The sequence below is a fragment of the Amycolatopsis sp. NPDC051102 genome (genome assembly GCF_040682815.1).
Lineage (GTDB): Bacteria > Actinomycetota > Actinomycetes > Mycobacteriales > Pseudonocardiaceae > Amycolatopsis.
In genome coordinates this window covers 22,215-40,777 of sequence record NZ_JBFBBT010000023.1, presented here as the reverse complement: position 1 = coordinate 40,777, position 18,563 = coordinate 22,215, and the positions used below count along the sequence as shown (strand labels likewise).

The 18,563-nt window shown below is 67.8% G+C and carries 23 protein-coding genes, 1 tRNA gene and 1 pseudogene; 16 read left to right on the top strand and 9 right to left on the bottom strand.

Annotated features, from left to right (window positions below; genetic code table 11):
* Positions 1–9 precede the first annotated feature (9 nt).
* The 10 genes and pseudogenes from AB0M93_RS40010 to AB0M93_RS39965 all read left to right on the top strand — a co-directional run.
* Positions 10–195, top strand: a complete 186-nt coding sequence (locus AB0M93_RS40010) for a hypothetical protein (protein WP_364284510.1) — start codon at positions 10–12, stop codon at positions 193–195.
* 175 nt (positions 196–370) lie between these two features.
* Complete coding sequence (locus tag AB0M93_RS40005) at positions 371–547, top strand: hypothetical protein (protein ID WP_364284507.1); 177 nt, start codon at positions 371–373, stop codon at positions 545–547.
* The gene (locus AB0M93_RS40000) at positions 544–2,757 is read left to right on the top strand and encodes a type IV secretory system conjugative DNA transfer family protein (RefSeq protein ID WP_364284504.1); all 2,214 of its coding nucleotides are present in this window, start codon (positions 544–546) and stop codon (positions 2,755–2,757) included. The genes AB0M93_RS40005 and AB0M93_RS40000 overlap by 4 nt, the downstream gene beginning before the upstream one ends.
* A gap of 130 nt (positions 2,758–2,887) precedes the next feature.
* Positions 2,888–3,712, top strand: coding sequence for a replication-relaxation family protein (locus tag AB0M93_RS39995; RefSeq protein WP_364284502.1), 825 nt, complete (start codon positions 2,888–2,890; stop codon positions 3,710–3,712).
* 34 nt (positions 3,713–3,746) lie between these two features.
* Complete coding sequence (locus AB0M93_RS39990; RefSeq protein WP_364284499.1) at positions 3,747–4,343, top strand: DUF2637 domain-containing protein; 597 nt, start codon at positions 3,747–3,749, stop codon at positions 4,341–4,343.
* On the top strand, positions 4,340–4,762 hold the full coding sequence (locus tag AB0M93_RS39985; RefSeq protein ID WP_364284497.1) for a helix-turn-helix transcriptional regulator: 423 nt from the start codon (positions 4,340–4,342) through the stop codon (positions 4,760–4,762). Before AB0M93_RS39990 ends, AB0M93_RS39985 begins: the two co-directional genes overlap by 4 nt.
* 24 nt (positions 4,763–4,786) lie before the next feature.
* Positions 4,787–5,446 (top strand): ImmA/IrrE family metallo-endopeptidase, encoded by a 660-nt coding sequence (locus tag AB0M93_RS39980; RefSeq protein WP_364284494.1) that lies wholly within the window; start codon positions 4,787–4,789, stop codon positions 5,444–5,446.
* Positions 5,447–5,459: 13 nt separating this feature from the next.
* A complete protein-coding gene (locus AB0M93_RS39975; protein WP_364284491.1) occupies positions 5,460–5,687 on the top strand; it encodes a helix-turn-helix domain-containing protein in 228 nt (75 codons plus the stop codon).
* On the top strand, positions 5,687–7,141 hold the full coding sequence (locus AB0M93_RS39970) for a site-specific integrase (RefSeq protein ID WP_364284489.1): 1,455 nt from the start codon (positions 5,687–5,689) through the stop codon (positions 7,139–7,141). Before AB0M93_RS39975 ends, AB0M93_RS39970 begins: the two co-directional genes overlap by 1 nt.
* A 136-nt stretch (positions 7,142–7,277) precedes the next feature.
* Positions 7,278–8,306: pseudogene (locus tag AB0M93_RS39965) on the top strand (recombinase family protein); the annotation flags it as partial.
* A gap of 12 nt (positions 8,307–8,318) precedes the next feature.
* Here AB0M93_RS39965 and AB0M93_RS39960 read toward each other — a convergent pair.
* The 3 genes from AB0M93_RS39960 to AB0M93_RS39950 all read right to left on the bottom strand — a co-directional run bounded on the left by AB0M93_RS39960 (position 8,319) and on the right by AB0M93_RS39950 (position 9,123).
* Positions 8,319–8,615 carry a hypothetical protein gene (locus AB0M93_RS39960; protein ID WP_364284486.1) on the bottom strand — a complete coding sequence of 99 codons (297 nt, stop codon included), beginning with the start codon at positions 8,613–8,615 and terminating at the stop codon, positions 8,319–8,321.
* 48 nt (positions 8,616–8,663) lie between these two features.
* On the bottom strand, positions 8,664–8,969 hold the full coding sequence (locus AB0M93_RS39955) for a hypothetical protein (RefSeq protein ID WP_364284483.1): 306 nt from the start codon (positions 8,967–8,969) through the stop codon (positions 8,664–8,666).
* Positions 8,970–9,036: 67 nt separating this feature from the next.
* Positions 9,037–9,123, bottom strand: a tRNA-Leu gene (locus tag AB0M93_RS39950).
* Between the two features lie 636 nt (positions 9,124–9,759).
* Between AB0M93_RS39950 and AB0M93_RS39945 the strand changes: the two genes are divergently transcribed.
* A complete protein-coding gene (locus tag AB0M93_RS39945; protein WP_364284480.1) occupies positions 9,760–10,182 on the top strand; it encodes a cellulose-binding domain-containing protein in 423 nt (140 codons plus the stop codon).
* Here AB0M93_RS39945 and AB0M93_RS39940 read toward each other — a convergent pair.
* The gene (locus tag AB0M93_RS39940; RefSeq protein WP_364284477.1) at positions 10,179–11,069 is read right to left on the bottom strand and encodes a LysR family transcriptional regulator; all 891 of its coding nucleotides are present in this window, start codon (positions 11,067–11,069) and stop codon (positions 10,179–10,181) included. The two genes, AB0M93_RS39945 and AB0M93_RS39940, sit on opposite strands and share 4 nt — an antisense overlap.
* Before the next feature lie 94 nt (positions 11,070–11,163).
* Here AB0M93_RS39940 and mdlC point away from each other — a divergent pair, with 94 nt between their 5' ends.
* From mdlC to AB0M93_RS39925, 3 genes are read left to right on the top strand one after another with little or no spacing between them, the layout of a single operon-like run.
* Entirely contained in the window at positions 11,164–12,732 is a 1,569-nt protein-coding gene (gene mdlC / locus AB0M93_RS39935; RefSeq protein ID WP_364284474.1) for a benzoylformate decarboxylase, read from the top strand.
* A 2-nt stretch (positions 12,733–12,734) separates the two neighbouring features.
* Positions 12,735–14,162, top strand: coding sequence for a benzaldehyde dehydrogenase (locus AB0M93_RS39930; protein ID WP_364284467.1), 1,428 nt, complete (start codon positions 12,735–12,737; stop codon positions 14,160–14,162).
* A 13-nt stretch (positions 14,163–14,175) separates the two neighbouring features.
* Positions 14,176–15,393, top strand: a complete 1,218-nt coding sequence (locus AB0M93_RS39925; RefSeq protein ID WP_364284464.1) for an aromatic acid/H+ symport family MFS transporter — start codon at positions 14,176–14,178, stop codon at positions 15,391–15,393.
* Here the strand turns inward: AB0M93_RS39925 and AB0M93_RS39920 are convergent.
* The 3 genes from AB0M93_RS39920 to AB0M93_RS39910 all read right to left on the bottom strand — a co-directional run bounded on the left by AB0M93_RS39920 (position 15,390) and on the right by AB0M93_RS39910 (position 16,497).
* On the bottom strand, positions 15,390–15,563 hold the full coding sequence (locus AB0M93_RS39920; protein ID WP_167344367.1) for a hypothetical protein: 174 nt from the start codon (positions 15,561–15,563) through the stop codon (positions 15,390–15,392). The genes AB0M93_RS39925 and AB0M93_RS39920 overlap by 4 nt on opposite strands.
* Positions 15,564–15,592: 29 nt before the next feature.
* Positions 15,593–15,826, bottom strand: coding sequence for a DUF6480 family protein (locus AB0M93_RS39915; protein WP_364284461.1), 234 nt, complete (start codon positions 15,824–15,826; stop codon positions 15,593–15,595).
* A 62-nt stretch (positions 15,827–15,888) separates the two neighbouring features.
* Positions 15,889–16,497, bottom strand: a complete 609-nt coding sequence (locus AB0M93_RS39910; RefSeq protein WP_364284459.1) for an HSP18 transcriptional regulator — start codon at positions 16,495–16,497, stop codon at positions 15,889–15,891.
* 103 nt (positions 16,498–16,600) lie between these two features.
* Here AB0M93_RS39910 and AB0M93_RS39905 point away from each other — a divergent pair, with 103 nt between their 5' ends.
* On the top strand, positions 16,601–17,032 hold the full coding sequence (locus AB0M93_RS39905) for an Hsp20/alpha crystallin family protein (RefSeq protein WP_364284456.1): 432 nt from the start codon (positions 16,601–16,603) through the stop codon (positions 17,030–17,032).
* A 60-nt stretch (positions 17,033–17,092) separates the two neighbouring features.
* Positions 17,093–17,863: an ANTAR domain-containing protein gene (locus AB0M93_RS39900; RefSeq protein WP_364284453.1), complete on the top strand. Its 771-nt coding sequence runs from the start codon at positions 17,093–17,095 to the stop codon at positions 17,861–17,863.
* 1 nt (position 17,864) lies between these two features.
* Here the strand turns inward: AB0M93_RS39900 and AB0M93_RS39895 are convergent, their stop codons facing one another.
* Positions 17,865–18,311, bottom strand: coding sequence for a nitroreductase family deazaflavin-dependent oxidoreductase (locus tag AB0M93_RS39895; protein WP_364284450.1), 447 nt, complete (start codon positions 18,309–18,311; stop codon positions 17,865–17,867).
* Positions 18,312–18,364: 53 nt separating this feature from the next.
* Positions 18,365–18,523, bottom strand: coding sequence for a hypothetical protein (locus AB0M93_RS39890; protein ID WP_364284447.1), 159 nt, complete (start codon positions 18,521–18,523; stop codon positions 18,365–18,367).
* Positions 18,524–18,563: the final 40 nt, after the last annotated feature.

Sequence of the window (18,563 nt, the reverse complement as noted above, 5' to 3'; positions counted from 1 at the left end):
GGACAGGTCATGCACTCGGGGATGTTCAGCAAGCTCCTGACCAGTGTGTTCGGTGCATTGCTGCTCGTGCTCCTGGTGGCAGGGGTGGCGCGGGTGGCCTACTGGCTGCTCGCGCCGCTCGTCCCGGTCCTCGTGACGGTGGTCGCCTTGGGAGTCGTCTACTGGTTCATCTTCCGGGGAATCAGGCGACGCTAGGCGGAAAGCCCGCGTGCTGCGGAATTGACAGCCGCCTTCTTCGGTGAACCCGCAGCTGTAATTTTGACGGCTCGACTCGTCCGCTCATCCGCTCCATAACAACAAGAAGGGAGTGCATCCGTGTTTTCGCAAGCTCGGCTGCTTCACGCAGCCCTAATTAACGGAAAGGCTCCCTATGGACAAACCTCGAAAGAAAATCCGCATCGTTGGCGAACGACGCGCCCAACTCGACATCAAGCGCTTCGCTGATGCCCTCATCGCCTTCGCTCTGCACACCCTGAGCCTGAAGGCCGCAGCCGACCACTCCGCCCAGCCGGCCGCCGCCGAACCTGAACAGGAGCGGCCGTCATGATGCTGGCTGTCCTCCTCGCTCTCGGCGGCCTCGCGATCCTGGGCCTGATCCTCGGCGCACGCTGGCTCGACGCCGTGAGCTGGCGTCGTCGACTGGTCGCTTACCAGCTCCGGCTACCGTCCGGCCTGACCGCCGAGCAGGTCAGTGGCTGGCTGGCGTCTGTCGCGGCTGACTCCCACCACTGGCCGGTCGGTATCGAGATCGAAGCCACGCGCGATGGCATCGCGTTCTACCTGCTCACGACTCGGTCGCACGAGACGAGCACCCTGGCCCGGCTCCGCTCGGCGCTCCCCGGAGTTCGCGCCGACCTCCTGCCTGACTACCTCGAGTCGCGGCCGGCGGTGCGCGCGGCGCGTGAGTTCAAGCTGACGAGTTCGCGGCGCCCACTCGCCGCCGACCGCGCCCAGGCCGCCGTAACCTCCCTGCTCTCCGGCCTGCACCCCTTTGCGCATGGCGAAGCGGTACACGTGCAGTGGTTGCTGTCCGGCGGTCGCGTCTTCCTGCCGAGTAAGGATGACGCGGGCGAGCTGGCCCGCGCAGTGCGCGCCAAGAACGCTGCGCCGGTCTTCAACGCAGTGGCCCGCGTATCTGTATCGGCACCGTCGCGCGCTCGGGCCGTGAACCTGCTCGGCCGCGTGACGAGCGCCTTCAAGATGCTGGACGCTCCCGGCGTCTCGGTTCTCCCGCGGTTTCTACCGCTGCCCATCGTGACCGGACGCCTCCAGAGGCGCGCCGTGCCGCTGACCGTCTGGCCGATGCGCCTCAACACCCACGAGGTGGCTGGACTGCTCGGCTTCCCGCTCGGCAATGTGCACCTTCCGGGACTGGAACTCGGCCGCGCCCGGCAGCTGCCCCCGCCCGAAGGCATGGCGCGCTCTGGGCTGGTACTCGCGGCCAGCAACTTCCCCGGTGCGCAGGACCGGCCGTTGGCTCTGCGTACCGATGACCGGCTCCGTCACCTGCACCTGATCGGACCGACCGGCGTGGGCAAGTCCACGCTCATCGCCAACGCGGCGCTCCAGGACATCGAGCGGGGCGACGGCCTGGTGCTCATGGACCCCAAGAGCGACCTCGTGTCAGACGTCCTGGCCCGCGTACCGGATGCCAGGACGAAGGACGTGATCGTCCTCGACCCGTCCGCCACCGACTTCCCGATCGGCTTCAACGTCCTCCAAGTCGGTCGCAGCGAGCACGAGCGAGAGTTGGTTGTCGATCACGTCGTGCATGTCTTCTCGGAACTCTGGCGCTCGTCCTGGGGGCCGAGGACGAGTGATGTGCTCCGTACTTGCCTGCTGACGCTCACCCACACTCGCGCCCACGACGGTTCCGCCTTCGCGCTGACCGAGGTTCCCGAGCTGCTGCTCAACCCGACCTTCCGCAAGTTCGTTACCGCACAAGCCGGCGTTCCGGACTCGGTGCGCTCCTTTTGGTCGGCCTACGAGAGCATGAGCGAAGGCGAACGCGCGCAGGTAATCGGCCCCAGTATGAACAAGCTGCGCAGCCTGACCACTCGTACGTCACTGCGCCTGATGCTCGGCCAGAGCAGCAGTATCGACCTGACCGACGTGTTCACGAAGCGTCGCGTCGTACTGGTCGCGCTCAGCAAGGGCACGGTCGGCACCGAGACAGCGCACCTGCTCGGCTCCCTGCTCATGGCTGCGCTGTGGCAGACCACCTTGGCCCGCGCCACCGTGCCCGCCGAGAAGCGCCGACCGGCGTGGGGCTACCTGGATGAGTTCCAAGACGTGCTGCGGCTCGGCACCGATGGCGAGCTGGCCGACATGCTGGCCCAGGCGCGCGGGCTCGGGCTCGGGCTGACCCTGGCGCACCAGTACCTCGACCAGCTTCCCCGCCAGGTGCAGGCCGCCGTCCTCGGCACGGCCCGCTCGCAAGTCGCCTTCCAGCTCGACCATGACGACGCTCGCACTCTGGAGAAGCGCTTCGCCCCGGCGCTGACCGCTGCCGACCTAATGGGCCTACCTGCTTACGAGGTCGCCATCCGGCCCAGCATCAACGGCCAGACCCGTCCGCCGACAACCGGTATCACGCACCCGCTCAGCGAGCCAACCCACGATCCGGCCGCGCTCGCCAGGCAGAGTCGCCAGCGCTTCGGCGTGGCTCGGGCCGACGTGGAGGCCGCGCTTCGCGCCCGCATCGAGACTCCGGCGACAGGCAAGCTCGGCCGCACGCGGCGCGGGAGTGCGTCATGAACCGGGCTACGTCGCGTATTGGTTTCGGCGTTGGAATCGCTCGGCACCTTGCTCTGCTGCCACCGACGTCAAACCGCGTGCCAGTGCCGATAGCGCCAACGAAACACCTAGTCCTTCAGGAGGACCAGGTATGACCGCCCGCGCCCGCCGAATCAGCACAGCACACGTCCTGGCTCTGGCCGAGACACTGACCGAACGCGAGTGGTCGATCCTCACGACGGTCAACCTGCTCCGGCTGGCGACCGGCCTCCAGCTCGAACGGCTGCACTTCGCGGAACTAACCGGCAAGAGCCGATCCGTCGTCCGCTGGCGAGTGCTCAAGCGGCTGGTCGACGCCCAGGCGCTCATGCCGCTCACCCGTCGCGTGGGCGGAAGCCTCCGCGGCTCGGCGCAGCTCACCTACGCGCTGGACACCGCCGGGGAGCGCCTGCTCCGCCTTCGCCGCAACCTGTCGCAGACCAAGGAGCGCATCCGACGACCGGGACCGATCGGAGAGCGCTTCGTGGCGCACACGCTGGCGACGAGCGAGCTGTACGTGCAGCTGGTCGAACGCGCCAGAGCGGAGGGCTTCACGCTCGACGACTTCCAGGCCGAGCCCGCCGCCTGGTGGCCAAACGGGGCCGGCGGATGGATGAAGCCGGACGCCTACCTGTCGATCTCCGCAGGTGAGTTCACCGACCACTGGTGGGTGGAGGTCGATCTCGCCACCGAGGCCGTGCCCACGCTACGCGGAAAGTTCCTCGCCTACATCGACTTCGTGAGCCTTGGGCAGCGCGGCCCTGGTGACGTTGTGCCGCGCGTCCTCGTCACAGTGCCGACCTTGGAACGGCGTGACGTGATGACCAGTGTCGTCACCAAGCTGCCCCCTCCCGCCGACGAGCTGTTCGCCGTGGTGCTGCACGACGAGGCCGTGGGCTGGCTCACCGCGGAACTCAGCGAGGCCACCCATGAGTAGGGAGCGACCGCGCGACTGGTGGGTGATCGCGGGCATGACCATCACCGCCTGCGCGGCGGCCGTCAGCAGCTTCTCGGGTCTCCGCTCGTTGGCAACGGCGACTGGCTGGCCGGACGCGCTGGCGCCGCTCATGCCGTTCACGGTCGACGCCTACGCCATGACCGCTACCCGCGTGTGGCTGTCCAAGGCCACCGGCTCAACGGCGGCTCGCCGGTTCGCGCGCTGGAACGCAATCGGGGCTATCGGGCTGTCGCTGATCGGCAACGCCGCGTGGCACCTGATTGCCGCGAAGGTGCTCGCCGTGACGTGGCCGATCGTCGTGCTCGTCGGGGCCGTCCCGCCCGCCGTCCTCGGACTGCTCTCGCACCTGGCTGTCCTGCGCGTCCAGGACGACGAGGACGAAGCCGCACCGCTCGGTACGGAGCTGTACGAGCACCAGGACGGGACCGATGCCAGCGGGGACGACCTCCTTGAAGCTGCTCGCGCCGCTGACGACGCCCACCGCGCCGAGCACGGCAAGCCGATCACGCGCGACGAGCTGCGGAAGGCACTGCACGTGGGCACCGGACGAGCAAGCGAGTTGTTGCGAAAAATACGCGAACTACCAGAGACTGAACGCGACAATTCGTGATCGTTGTCAATTCCACTGTTTCGAAAACGAAACACCCGGTGTATAAATTTACTCAAGGGGAAGTTATGAAAGCAAGTGAAAAACCATTACCGAGTACACTCGGTCAGTACCTTGAACAAGGGCGGCAACAAGCAGGACTTAGCCATCGTCAGCTAGCCAGCGCGAGTGGCGTACATGAATCTACAGTCAATCGGCTACTGAAGGACCAGATCGAGAAGCCCTCGGCCGAACAGGTTCAACAGCTGGCAAGGGTACTGGAACTCAGCATTGTTGACGCCCTCGCCTATATAGGCGTCGTGCGGCCACGTGGACTGCCAAGTACCAAGCTCTACCTACGAGAGAAATTCGGGCTTCGAGGCGAACAACTCGACGAGGCAACCCAGGAGATTCAAGAGATTATCGACAGACACAACAACTAACTGTTCATAGAGAGGAGACTGCTTATGAACGACATCCCACAACCAATCATTAAGCAGCTTCGCTCTCTCATGCCGGTTCGGCCTCTCGAAGAGCACGAGGCTCGCAGCATCGCGGAACGACAGGCAACAAAGCTGCTTGAGCTGCTTGAGCAGCACGCGCCGGCCGTTGACGTCGGACTCATTACCGAGCTGCCACTAGTAGAAGTCAAAGTCGATTCCGCTCTTCGCGGCACAGGCATACTTGGCTTCTCAAATTGGAGCCGTGGCCGTTGGCTTATTGTCGTCAACCGAGACGACAGCACTACTCGGCGTCGCTTTACTCTGAGCCACGAATTTAAGCACATTTTGGACCACCCGTACATAGGGGTCATCTACAGCAAGCTCGGGAAAACCGAGGAAGAGCGCGATTACCTGACAGAGAGAATTTGCGACTACTTCGCAGCGTGCCTACTCATGCCACGCAACTGGCTCAAACGGGCCTGGGCGAGCGGCATTCAAGATCAAACAGCGCTCGCCGCCAAGTTTCATGTGTCCGAGGCCGCAATGGGCATCCGACTAAAAGAGGTCGGCCTCATAGAGCCCCAGTTTCGCAGCATCCGCTTACCTGCAATCGGCCGCCCAGTTCGTAACTACTTCCGACGCCTACCCGTAGCGCAACCCAAACTTAATACAACAACACCATAAGGGAGGAATGTCTATGATCAAAAGTTACCTACCAACCTACTTCCGGACCACGGCCGAGGGTTCCGATGACCTGCTTACCGTAGCCGAAGCGTGCGCCGAGCTGCGCGTCAGCAAGTGGACCCTCTACCAGTACATCCATTCACGTCAACTTGCCAGCATCAAGCTGCGCAGTCGCCGCCTGATTCCACGCAGCGCTATTCGCGCCCTGGTCGAGAAGCTAACTATCGAGGCAACTGCGTAATGGCTCGCTCTAACGGTGAAGGCACCTACTACCAACGCAAGGACGGGGGTGGACGATGGGAAGCTGCGGCCTGGTTCGACACCATAGACGATCGACGCAAACGGCGAAGCTTCTATGGAAAAACGAAAGAGGAAGCGCGACAGAAGCTCATTGAAGCGCAAGCAGAGGCACTACGGGGTATCCGCTTGCCAGATCGCACCTGGAAGTTAGGCGACTACCTCGACTACTGGCTCGATCACGAAGTCGAGAAGAAACGACGTTTCAACACCCATAGAAGATACGAACCAGTAGTCCGGCTCCATATAAAACCTGTCCTGGGTCAAAAATCACTGCACCAGCTATCCGTCCGCATGGTTGAGGATGCTTATAGCCAACTTCTTGCAAAAGATCGTAGCCGCAACACGCTATACCAAGTAAAGAAAGTGCTCCGCGCAGCGCTAACCCACGCGATGCGCAAGGAATATCTACTTCGTAACGTTGCGAAGCTGGCAGAAGTTCCAGAGTCTTATAAACCAAATGAGGGCCAATACTGGACTACCGAAGAAGCTCTCGCCTTCTTAGAGGCAGCTCGATCAGACCCGCTATACCATGCCTTCATCCTAATCTCCCTCTACGGCCTGCGTCGTGGCGAAGTGCTTGGAATCAGATGGCGAGACGTGGACTTCAACAAGGGAGTGCTTAGCATTAGGCAACAGATTCAGCGAATCGGCAAACAGCTACAGGAGGTACCGCTTAAAACCGAATCCAGCGAGCGAGACGAGCCGCTAGTGCAGACCGCGCGCGAGGTGCTGATTAGGCAGCGGAGCCAGCAAGCTGCTGCCCGACTAGCAGCCGAGAGTAAGTGGGGAGGCAAAGGTAGCGATGACGAGCTTGTCTTCACGACGCGGACTGGAGCCCCAATCGAACCGCGTAACCTCTACCGCTCATTCCACCGCATTTGCGAGAAGAACGGCATACGACGCATCAAGCTCCACGAATTGCGGCACACGAACGCTACTGTTCTGATGAACCTTGAGGTGTCCGAGCTTGACATCAAGGCTGTCCTCGGACATAGCAGCGTGCATACAACGCGCATCTACGAACACATAAGTCTAACCAACAAGCGAGATGCCTTAGAAAAGGTAGACGACCATCTGTTCACCGGACAGTTCGTGGAAGCGAACTCTGGTAGCCGTCAAACCCTGCCGTCAGAAAAGAAAAAACTCCACCTAATCGGCGAAGTTCTATCTGGAGGGCCACCTGGGACTCGAACCCAGGACACGCGGCTTAAGAGGCCCATCCACGCCCCCTTACCAGACCGAATTACCTATATAAATCAGGTATCACGAAGGCGTAGGCAGACGTGGAAACTCGGATGCGTCACCGTCAACTTTGCCGTCAACCAAGCTCCGGCGAATTACAGTTCATGGCAGAACGTTTGTCTGCACGAGCGGCCGAAAGCGTGGTCGGCATGAGACATCGACCACGAAACCGTGAACGCGGCCCTCCAACCCACCAGATGCGCTCCCTCCCTATCTCGACAACCCCGAAAGGAGCCGGTCTTGTACCCGCTCACCTCAGCCCACCGACCACCCATGAAGGGACAGCGCTATGCGCATACTTCTCGACCTGACGCAGCCTTTGCCCGAAGACATGAAGTTCGCCGTCAGCTACCTGCGCGTCTCGACCAAGGCGCAGACGGAAACCGGCTACGACGAAGAGGGCCTGTCCATCGCGGCCCAACGCGACGCCAACCAGAAGAAGGCCGAACAGCTCGGTGCGGTCATCGTGGCGGAGTTCGTCGACGCGGCTGAATCTGCCAAGACTGCCGACCGTCCCGAACTCCAAGCGATGCTCAGCTTCATCCGCGAACTGGGCGTCATCAGCTTCGTCATCGTGGACAAGGTTGACCGACTCGCCCGTAACCGGGAAGACGACGTGTTGATCAACATGGCCGTCCGCAAGGCCGGAGCGCAGTTCGTCTCCTCCAAGGAGAACATCGACGAGACACCCTCCGGCAAGCTTCTGCACGGGATCATGGCGAGCATCGCCGAGTTCTACTCCGCCAACCTGGCCTCCGAGTCCAAGAAGGGTATGCGGCAGAAGGCCAAGTCCGGCGGCACACCCGGTCACGCCCCTCTCGGCTACCGCAACGTCCGGGAACGCATCGACGGACGCGAAATTCGCACCGTCGCTGTCGACCCGGAGCGCGCCCCGCTCATCCAGTGGATGTTCAGCGCCTACGCCACCGGCGAGTGGACCATGCGGCAGCTCACCGACGAACTCAACCGTCGAGGGCTGCGCATCCCGGCCACGAAAAAGCTCCCGGAACGCCCGCTGCGCTACCAGCACATCGACAAGATGCTCGTCAATCGCTACTACATCGGCTACGTCAGTTACGAGGGCGTCGAGTACGACGGCCGGCATCCGGCGCTCATCGACACGATGACCTTCGAGCAGGTGCAGGCCGTTCGGACCGCCCGCGCTGCGGCACGGGAGAAGGTCCAGAAGCACCCGCACTACCTGAAAGGCTCGATCTTCTGCGGCCAGTGCCGTGGTCGCTTCGGGGTCATGAACGCTCGCAACCGCTGGGGCACGATCTACCCGTACTTCTACTGCCTCGGCCGTGCCAAGAAGGAGAGCTGCACCCAGTCAACGATCCTGATCAGTGACGTCGAAGCAGCCGTTGCGGACTACTGGTCCCGCGTCCAGCTCACCGAGAGCCGTATCGCGGCCATCCGCGAGCAGGTCATGGCGGGGCTCGTGAGCCGACAACACAGCAATCGAGCTGAGCTCGACAGACAGGAGAAGCGCAGGAAGGAACTGCAAAACCAACAGCTCAAGCTGATCGAGATGCGCTACGCCGAAGCCATCTCGCTCGAACACCTCAAGTCTGAGCAGGAACGCATCACCCGCGAGCTTGGCCAGGCGCAGCAGATCATCGACCACTGCTCGACCGAGATCGAGGCCGTCATGAAGGTGGTCGAGGAAGCATTGCTACTCTGCGCCAACGCACACCGACTGTACGTCAGCGCTCCGCTCGACGTACGCCGACAACTCAACCAAGCCGTCTTCGCCCGCTTCTGGATCATTGACGACCAGGTGCACGGCGCAGACCTGACCGAAGGTTTCGCCCACCTTCTCGCGCCCGACCTTGCCGCACAGCTGGCCGAGCCGAAGGACGGCGAAGTCGCCAAGATCGAAACCCGTTCGCGGCCCGGCAGGGGCCGGGGACGGCCCACCGGCGCACGGAGCGCCGGTCTGGAACTGGTGCGGCCCGAGGACGCCATACAGCGCCCGCACGGCCCACTTCCCGCCGATACAACGAACCCCGGACCCAACCGGGACCGGGGTTCAAACGTGACCACTTTGGTGTCCGAGGGGGGACTTGAACCCCCACGCCCGTTAAGGGCACTAGCACCTCAAGCTAGCGCGTCTGCCATTCCGCCACTCGGACCTGCTGAAGAAAGAGTATACGGCCCCTCCTCTCCCTCGTTCAGGGGGGTGCGGATCCGCTCCCCCGCCCTCTCTGGCATGATCGTCAAGTTTGCCTCCTCTGCATCGATCCAGACCCGAAAACTCCTGGCACGTACCCCGGTGATCCCGGCACCGGACCACCGGAACCTCGTGGTTTACAAGAGCGCCATGGCTTCCTAGGATTCGGCCCGCGAGACTGCGCGTTCTAGCGCCCTCAGGGACTGGAGGTTCCGTTATGGCGCGGGCCGGGCGGTGGGCGGGTGGGGATCGGTTCTCCGTTGATGATCTTCTTCGGGAGACCGGGGCCACTCCGCGGGCGCTGTCGGAATCCGCTCCCGATCTGCGGGTTCGGGATGACGACACCGGTGCTGGCTATCGGGAACGGCTCGAGCAGCGGGCGCGGGAGGCCGCTGCCGCTCAGCAGCGGGCCGGGCGGCGGATTCGGTGGGTCTCCGCTCTCTGTGGGGCCGTTGTCGTCCTTGGGAGCCTCGTGATCATTGCCGTCACCTCCGAGAGCTCGCCCGGGCGGCAGGCCGCCCTGGCTCCTGGGCCGCTTGCGCCTGCCACCACCACTCCGGTCACCGTTTCCCGGGGCCCTTCCGCCAGTGCGACGCCGGTGCCCACCGTGCTTCGGCAGACCTCTGCCGCGCCCACGACGACGCCCTCGACGACTACGAAGAAGACGGCCGCGCCGCCACCGCCGCCGCCCGTTGTCAGCTCTGCCTGCTCTGTCCGGTATGCCGTCACCGATCAGTGGGACAACGGCTTCACCGCCGGTGTCTCCGTCACCAACACCGGCAGCCGGACACTCTCGCCGTGGACCGTCACCTGGACCTTCACCGCCGGGCAGCGCGTCACGCACAGCTGGAACGGCGACTTCTCGCAGAGCGGTTCGCGGGTCACCATGAAAGCGGTTTCCTACAACCTCACCCTCGCCCCCGGTGCGACCGTCGACATCGGCTTCAACGGCGCCTTCGACCACGGCAACCCCTCGCCCTCCGGATTCACCCTCGACGGCGCGAGCTGCGAGACGCGCTAACCGAGCACCGACCGCATGAAGCCCACCAGCCAGTGCTGGGCCGGGCTGCGGGCGTGCGTGTGTCGCGTGTAGACCGACACCTGGGCCGGCTCGACCTCCATCGGCAGCTCGAACAGCCTGACTCGGTGCTCGGCCGCGAACATCTCCGCCACCAGCCGCGGGACCATCGCCACCAGCTCGCCGTCCTGGACCAGGTACGGCAGCGCCGCGAAGCGCGTCACCTCCAGGACCACCCGGTCCAGCAGGCCGTACGCCTCCAGCGCGCGGCGGGGGCCGTCGTGGCCGGTCGGGCCGAACACCGTCACGTGGCGCTCCGCCGCCAGCTCGCCGAACGAGACCGCCGACGAAAGCCGCGGGTGGTCCGCGGCCACCATGCCCAGGTAGCCCTCGGAAAACAGCGGGATCCGGGCGACGCGCTGGGAGCTGATCAGCGACGACGCGATGAACGCGTCGATCTCGCCGCGGCCCAGCTGGTCGGCCGCGCGGTCGACGTCCAACGGCCGGACCGTGAGCGTCACGCCGGGTGCCGCGGCCGGCAGCGCCGCCATCAGGCGCGGCAGCAGCGAGATCTCCCCCAGGTCGGACAGGCACAGCGTGAACGCCGCCCGGGCCGTCGACGGCGAGAACGACCACGCGCCGCTCACCGCCGCCTCGATCTCCGACAGCGCGCTGTGCAGCGGTTCGTAGAGCGTCCGGGCCGTCGTCGTGGGCGCCAGGCCGCCGCCGGTGCGGCGGAACAGCTCGTCGGAGAACCGGCGCCGCAGCTTCTGCAGGCTGTAGCTGATCGTCGGCTGCGTGACGTGCAGGGCCTCGGCCGTTGCGGTCACGCTGCGGGTCTCGTAGAGCAGCACGAACGTGCGCACCAGGTTCAGGTCGAAATCCTGCATTATCGATCCCATCGATGAAGTTACGCGCCAACATTTATTGGAACACAGGCGCGCAGCTCCATAGGGTCGGGCCAACTTCGAGGAGGCCCCACCGATGCCCACCGCCCGCCGGCTCGCCCACGAGTTCCTGGACCGCCGTGGCCTGACCACCATCTTCGGCAACCCCGGCTCCAACGAGCTGCCGTTCCTCGCCGAGCTGCCCGAGAACTTCCGCTACGTCCTGGGCCTGCACGAAGGCGTCGTCGTCGGGATGGCCGACGGGTACGCGCAGGCGACCGGCCGCCCGGTGCTGGTCAACCTGCACGCCGCCGCCGGCTCCGGCAACGCGATGGGCGCGCTCACCAACGCCGTCCACTCGCGGACGCCCCTGGTGCTCACCGCCGGCCAGCAGGTCCGCTCGGCGATCGGGATGGAGGCGATGCTCGCCAACACCGACGCCACCCAGCTGATGCGCCCCCTGGTCACGTGGGCCGGTGAGCCGAGCTGCGCCGCGGACGTCCCGCGGTCGCTCGCGCAGGCGGTGTTCGAGGCCGAGCTGCACCGGCGTCCCACCTACCTTTCGGTGCCCTACGACGACTGGGCCGCCGAGCTGACCGAGACCGCCACGCTCGACCGGCAGGTCCAACGAGGTCTCGCCCCGACCGAAGCCCAGCTCGACGACCTGGCCGCGAGCATCGCCGCGGCGAAGAACCCGGCCCTGGTGCTGGGCGGCGACATCGACGCCGGCGGCCTGTTCGACCGGGCCGTCGCCTTGGCCGAGCACCTGGACCTGCCGACGTGGGTGGCGCCCTCGCCGCACCGGCTGCCCTTCCCGAACCGGCACCGGCTCTTCCGCGGGGTGCTGCCGGCCGGCATCGCGCCGGTGTCGGACGCGCTGGCCGGGCACGACGTCGTGCTCGTGCTCGGCGCGCCGGTGTTCCGCTACCACCAGCACGTCCCCGGCCCGTTCCTGCCCGCGGGCACCCGGCTGATCCAGGTGACCGACGACTTCGGCGCCGCGGCCCGCGCGCCGATGGGCGAAGCGCTGGTCGCCGATCCGGCGCCGGTCATCGAGGCCCTGCTGGCCAAGGTGCCCGGCCGAGCCACCCAAGCCGGCCACGTCGAAAACCCCGCCCCGAGGACCGGCGGGAAAGCACTGCACCCGGAGCAGGTGTTCGCCGCCCTGCGCGACACCCAGCCCGGCGACACGCGCTACGTCGTCGAGTCGACGTCGACGAACTCGGCCTGGTGGCGCCAGATGGACCTGCGCCGCGAAGGCTCCTACTTCTTCCCGGCCGCCGGCGGGCTCGGCTTCGGCCTGCCCGCCGCGGTCGGCGTCGCGATGGGCAGCCCGGACCGCCCGGTCGTCGGCGTCATCGGCGACGGCTCGGCGAACTACGGCATCACGGCGTTGTGGTCCGCGGCGCAGTACCGCGTCCCGGTCACCTTCGTGATCCTGCGCAACGGCGTCTACGGCGCGCTGCGGTGGTTCGGCGAGCTGCTCGGGACGCCGGACGTGCCCGGCACGGAGATCCCCGGCCTCGACTTCACGGCCATCGCCGCCGGTTACGGCGTCGAAGCCACCACCGTCACCGACGAAGAACACCTGCGCACCCAGCTCAAGACGACCCCGGACGGCCCGCGGCTGATCCAGGTCGACACCGAACCGACCTCCCCGGAGTGATCATGACCTTGCTCGAGCACGACTTCACCCGCGGTTCCGGCGGGACCCACCCGGTCGTCGAACCGGCCACCGGCGCAACCCTCGGCCGCGTCGGCGTCGCGACCTCCGGCGACGTCGCGGAAGCTGCCATGGCGGCGGCGAAGGCGCAACGCGACTGGGCCCGGCGCAAGCCTGCCGAACGCGCCGCCGTGCTGCGCCGCGCCGGCGAGCTGTGGGAGACGCACGCCGCCGAGGTGCAGGACTGGATCGTCCGCGAAGCCGGTTCGACGCGGCCGAAGGCCGGGATCGAGACCGAGATGGCGGCCGGAATCTGCTTCGAGGCCGCCGCCCTGCCCACCCATCCCCTCGGCGAGGTGCTGAGCACCGGCGAGCCGCGCTGGTCGCTGGCCCGGCGGGTGCCGGCCGGGGTGGTTTCGGTGATCTCGCCGTTCAACTTCCCGCTGATCCTGGCGATCCGCTCGGTCGCGCCCGCCCTCGCGCTCGGCAACGCCGTGCTGCTCAAGCCCGATCTGCGCACCGCGGTGTCGGGCGGGGTCAGCATCCTGCGCGTCTTCGAGGAAGCCGGCCTGCCCGAGGGGCTGCTGCACCTGCTGCCGGGGGACGCCGCCGTCGGCGCCGCGGTGGTCGACGCGCCGGAGGTCTCGGTGGTGTCGTTCACCGGCTCGACCGCGGCCGGGCGGAAGGTCGGCGAAGCCGCCGCGCGCTCGCTCAAGCGCGTGCACCTGGAGCTGGGCGGCAACAACGCGCTCGTCGTGCTGCCGGGCGCCGACGTCGCCAAGGCGGCTTCCGCCGGCGCGTTCGGGTCGTTCCTGCACCAGGGCCAGATCTGCATGACGACCGGCCGCCACCTCGTCCACGAGTCCCAGGTGGACGAATACGTCGAAGCCCTCGCCGAGAAGGCGCGCCGGCTGCCGGTCGGGAACCCCGCCGACGGCGACGTCGCGCTCGGCCCGATCATCGACGACCGGCAGCTCGCGCACGTCACCGACGTCGTCGACCGCAGCGTGGCGGCCGGCGCGCAGGTTCTGGCCGGCGGGAAACCGGACGCGCCGTTCTACCCGCCGACCGTCCTCTTCGGACTGGACGACGCGAGCCCGGCGTGGCGCGAGGAGATCTTCGGCCCGGTCGCGCCGGTGCGCGCCTACCGCGACCTCGACGAGGCCGCGCGGCTGGTCAACGACTCCGAGTACGGCCTGTCCGTCGGCATCCTCGGCGACGTCGGCACCGCGATGACGCTGGCCGAAGAAGTGCGTTCGGGCAAGGTGCACATCAACGAGCAGACCGTCGGCGACGAGCCGACCGCGCCCTTCGGCGGCGTCGGCGACTCCGGCAACGGCTCCCGCTTCGGCGGGGCGAAGGCCAACATCGAAGCCTTCACCGAAACGCAGTGGCTGACCGTCCGCGCCGAGATCGCGGGCTACCCCTTCTAGAAGGAGCACGGCAATGACGACGTCTCCCGCCCGTCCCGTGTGGACGGCGGTCCTCTGCTGGCTGACCGTCCTGCTCGAGGGCTACGACCTGGTCGCGCTCGGCGCCACCATCCCGACCCTGCTGAAGAGCGGCTACCTCGGCTTCACCGCGGCCGGCGCGACCCTGGTCGCGACGGTGTCGCTGATCGGCGTGGCCGTCGGCGCGGCCGCCCTCGGCCCGCTCACCGACCGGTTCGGCCGGCGCGTGATGCTGATCGGCTCGGTGCTGCTGTTCTCACTGTTCACCCTGCTGACGCCGCTCGCGCCGAACGTCGCGACCTTCGGCGTCTTCCGGTTCGTCGCCGGGCTCGGCCTCGGCGCGTGCATGCCGGTGGCGCTGACGGTGATGTCGGAGAACCTGCCCGCGCGGCGCCGCGCCAGCGCGAGCACGTTCACCATGACCGGCTACCACGTCGGCGCGGTGCTGACGTCGATCCTCGCGCTGTACGCGAAGGAGGACTGGCACCTGCTGTTCTACGGCGGCGGCATCGTCGGCCTGCTGGCCGTGCCGCTGATGTGGTGGAAGCTGCCGGAATCCGCGGCCTACCTGGAGGCCCGCGAGACGGCGGAGCGCGTGCACCTGCGAGACCTGCTCGGCCCCCGGTTCCGGCGGATCAGCATCGCCGTGTGGACCGGTTCGTTCATGGGGCTGCTGCTGGTCTACGGGCTCAACACGTGGCTGCCGCAGCTGATGCGCACGGCGGGCTACCCGATCTCGACGTCGATCACGCTGCTGCTGGTGCTCAACATCGGCGCGGTGCTCGGGCTGGTGCTGGCCGGCACGATCGCCGACCGGTTCGGCATCCGCCCGATCGCGCGGATCTGGTTCGGCGCCGGTGCCGTCCTGCTGGCGGCGCTGAGCCTGCGCATCGGCAACGCGGTCCTGCTGAACACGGTCGTGCTGCTGACCGGCGTGTTCGTGTTCTCGGCGCAGGTGCTGATCTACGGCTACGTCGCCCAGGCGTTCCCGGCGCAGGCGCGGGGCACCGCGCTCGGGCTGACGTCGGCGGTCGGGCGGCTGGGCTCGATCCTCGGCCCGTTCGTCACCGGCGCGCTCGTGACCGCGGGCGTCGCCTATCCGTGGGGCTTCTACTTCTTCGCCGTCGTGGCCGTGTTCGGCCTGGGTGCGGTGCTCCTGCTCCGGGGCGAGAAGCGGACGGAGGCGCGGCTGACGTCGGTGACCGCCGGCTAAACCGTGTCTTCGGGCTTGCGGCGGCCCAGCGTCGCCTCGGGGTGCTCGGTCCGGCGATCGGAGTCGCGCAGGACCTCGCGGGCCTGGCCCTCGGGGTCCGCGCTGTCGACGGCCTGCTCTTCGGGCAGCAGTTCGGCCCGGGTTTCCGTCCGGTCGGGAGTGTCGTCCATGTCCCGCGAGTACCCGTTCTCCCGCGGTCTCAGACACTCAGCCAGCCGACGGCCAGCGAGAGCACCAGCGCGGCCACCATCAGCACCAGCACGCCGGTGAGGACCAGCCACAGCACCGGCATCGCCTTGGACGGCATCGGCTGCGGGTGCGACAACCCCGACGTCTGCGCGGAGTCCGGGGGCGTGCTGCCCGGCGGCACGCCGCCCCCGGGTTCGAGGTCCGGCGTCCGGCGGGGGTCCGGATCCGGGGGTGTGGCGGTCATGACGCACGTCCTTCCGTCGCTCGCGCAGCGGGTGCCCGGCCGGGAGCCGGGCAAACCCGGCGTCAGTCGCGCGAGCGGCGGTTACCGGCGGCGTCGCGGCGGAGCTGGTCGGTGCGGGCCGATATCTCACCGAGTTCCTCCGCCAGCCCGGCGTGCGCGCCGGCCAGGTGCGGCCAGGCGGCGGCCAGCGGCGGGAGCAGCGTCGCCGGGTCGTCGTCGCCCAGCGCCGCGCCGATCCGGTCGGCGCTCTCCTGCGCGGCCGGTCCGAGGCCGTCGAGCGCGCTGACCTGGCCGGCGATCCGGCGCAGGATGGCGGAGTTGCGGCGGGCCCAGTCGGCGACGGCCCGATCGCCCGCGCGCCGGTCGCGTTCCGCGTCGACCCGCGCTTCGCCGGTCGTCTCGCCGGTGTGCGACGGCTGCAGCCGCAGGTACCGCCGTTCCGCGGCCTGGCGGCTCGCGACGCCCAGCGCGGGCGCGAGGGCGACCCAGCTGGCGCCGGCCGCCCTGGCCGCCGTGATCAGCTCCGGTTCCCAGCCCGCGACCTCCTCCCGCAGCAGGCGCAGGCCGGACAACGCGGTCAGCAACTGGTCCCGGTCCGCCGCCCCGGCCCGCGCGGCCGCGACGACCTCGTGAATCCGCCGGAGTTCCCCGGCGGGATCGGTTCCGTCCATCGTCATCCTTTCGACGACCTGGTTCTTGTCATCGTTTTGACGACATGCTAGAACAGAGGCGCGTGTTGACACCAGTGCTGTCAAGTTCCAGGAGGTGGATCCCATGTTGATGCGCACCGACCCGTTCCGCGAGCTCGACCGGCTCGCCCAGCAGGCCTTCGGCGCCGGCACCTGGTCGAAACCGGCCACGATGCCGATGGACGCCTACCGCGCCGGCGACGAGTTCGTGGTGTGCTTCGACCTCCCCGGCGTCGACCCCGGCGCCGTCGAGCTGGACGTCGAGCGCAATGTCCTCACCGTCAAGGCCGAACGACGGCCCCTGCCGACGGGTGACGACGTCCGGATGCACGTCTCCGAACGGCGGCTCGGCGTGTTCTCCCGCCAGCTGTTCCTCGGCGACACCCTGGACACCGAGCACATCACCGCGAACTACGACGCCGGGGTGCTGACCGTCCGCATCCCCGTGGTCGAAAAGGCGAAGCCGCGCCGCATCGAGATCGGCGGCGCCGGCGACCGCACGCAGATCGAAGCCTGAGCCCGACCGGGGCCGGGCGCTGCCCCGGCCCCGCCTCCACCGCGCCGAGGAGGGTTTGCGGTGACCGGAACGTCGGCGAAGCCCGCCGTGACGCCGTTACTGGAGGAGCTGCTCGCCCGGATCGCGGCGGACGTGCCGGGCGCCCTCGGCGCGGCGGTGTCGGTGCACCCGCGCGGTGGCCCGTGGTCCACGGCGGCCACGTACGGTCCGGACACCGCCTTCGTGCCCGCGCAGCTGAACGGCTTCGACGGCCCGGTCCCGGCCGCCGGCCGCACCGGTGCGCCGACGGTGACCGCCGACGTCTTCGCCGACGACCGCTGGCCGGCCCTGACGCTGAGCGGCCTGCGGGAACAGCACCCCGGGTTCGCGGCGGACTGGCCGCGCGTGCGCGGGGTCGCGGCGCTGCCCGTCACCTGGGACAGCGAAGGACGCTTGGTCCTTTCGGTGACGCTCGCCCGCCCGGCCACCGAGGAGACGGTGAACGTGCTGCGGCGCTACGAACGGCTTGCCGCGATGGCACTGGTCGTCGCCGAAGCAGCCCGGCCGGACCGCACCGAGCAGATGCTGGACCTCGTGCAGTCACGAGCGGCGCTGGAGGAGGCCAAAGGCATCGTCATCGCCCTGCGCCGCTGCGACCCCGACGAAGCGTGGTCCACCCTGCGACGCGCGAGCCAGGAGTGCAACGTCAAGGTCCGCGAGCTCGCCGTCGCCCTGGTCGAGCTGCTCGCCGGAGCACCGGCGCCCCAGCCGGACGGCGACCGGACGATCACTCCCCGGCCCGCCGCACGCCGTGCCGCCGAGCAGCTGCTGCGCGCGCTCGAAGGCCGCTGATTCAGGCCCGTTCGACGCGGAAGACCGCGATGCGCCCGGCAGCCGCGGCGACCCCCTCCGGCGTGGGCTCGTCGGCCAAGCCGGTCGTCACGAACCGCTTTCCCACGCTCGGCGGGCTCGTTTCGACCAGCTTGCGCAGCACGGGCCGCCGCTCCTCGACGGGCAGCTCGGCCAGCCGCGCCGCCGACGAGCGACGGCCGCGGGTGAGCGTCACCTCGCCCGCGGCCCGGACGTTCGCCACCCAGGCCGCCTTCGGATAGGCCTGGACGATGTACCGCTCGCCGTCGATCGGGAGGACGGCGATGGGGAACGTGCGCGGGACACCGGTGCGCCGCCCGGGCACGGTGAGCAGCTGCATCGGGCCGAACGCGACGCCGAGCCGCTGCAACCCCACGACGATCCGGTTGCCGGCGTTGACCATCCGCCGGTAGTTCTGCGCTGTTGTCATGCCCGCGACAGTACACGATGTCATACGAAACTCATATGATCTCGTCCTCGTAGTTACTCGCGGTCCGGTCCGGGTTTCGGCTCCGGCGGCAGCGGGTCGGGCACGGGCACACCGGGCTCCGGCAGCGGCTGGACCGGAGCGGGCGGCCCGGGCTCGCCCGGGAAAACCGGGTCGGGCTGGACAGGCTCGGGTGACACCGGGGGTGCGGTCATCGGTTTTCCCTCCGCCACGCGACGCCGCCCGCGGTTCGGA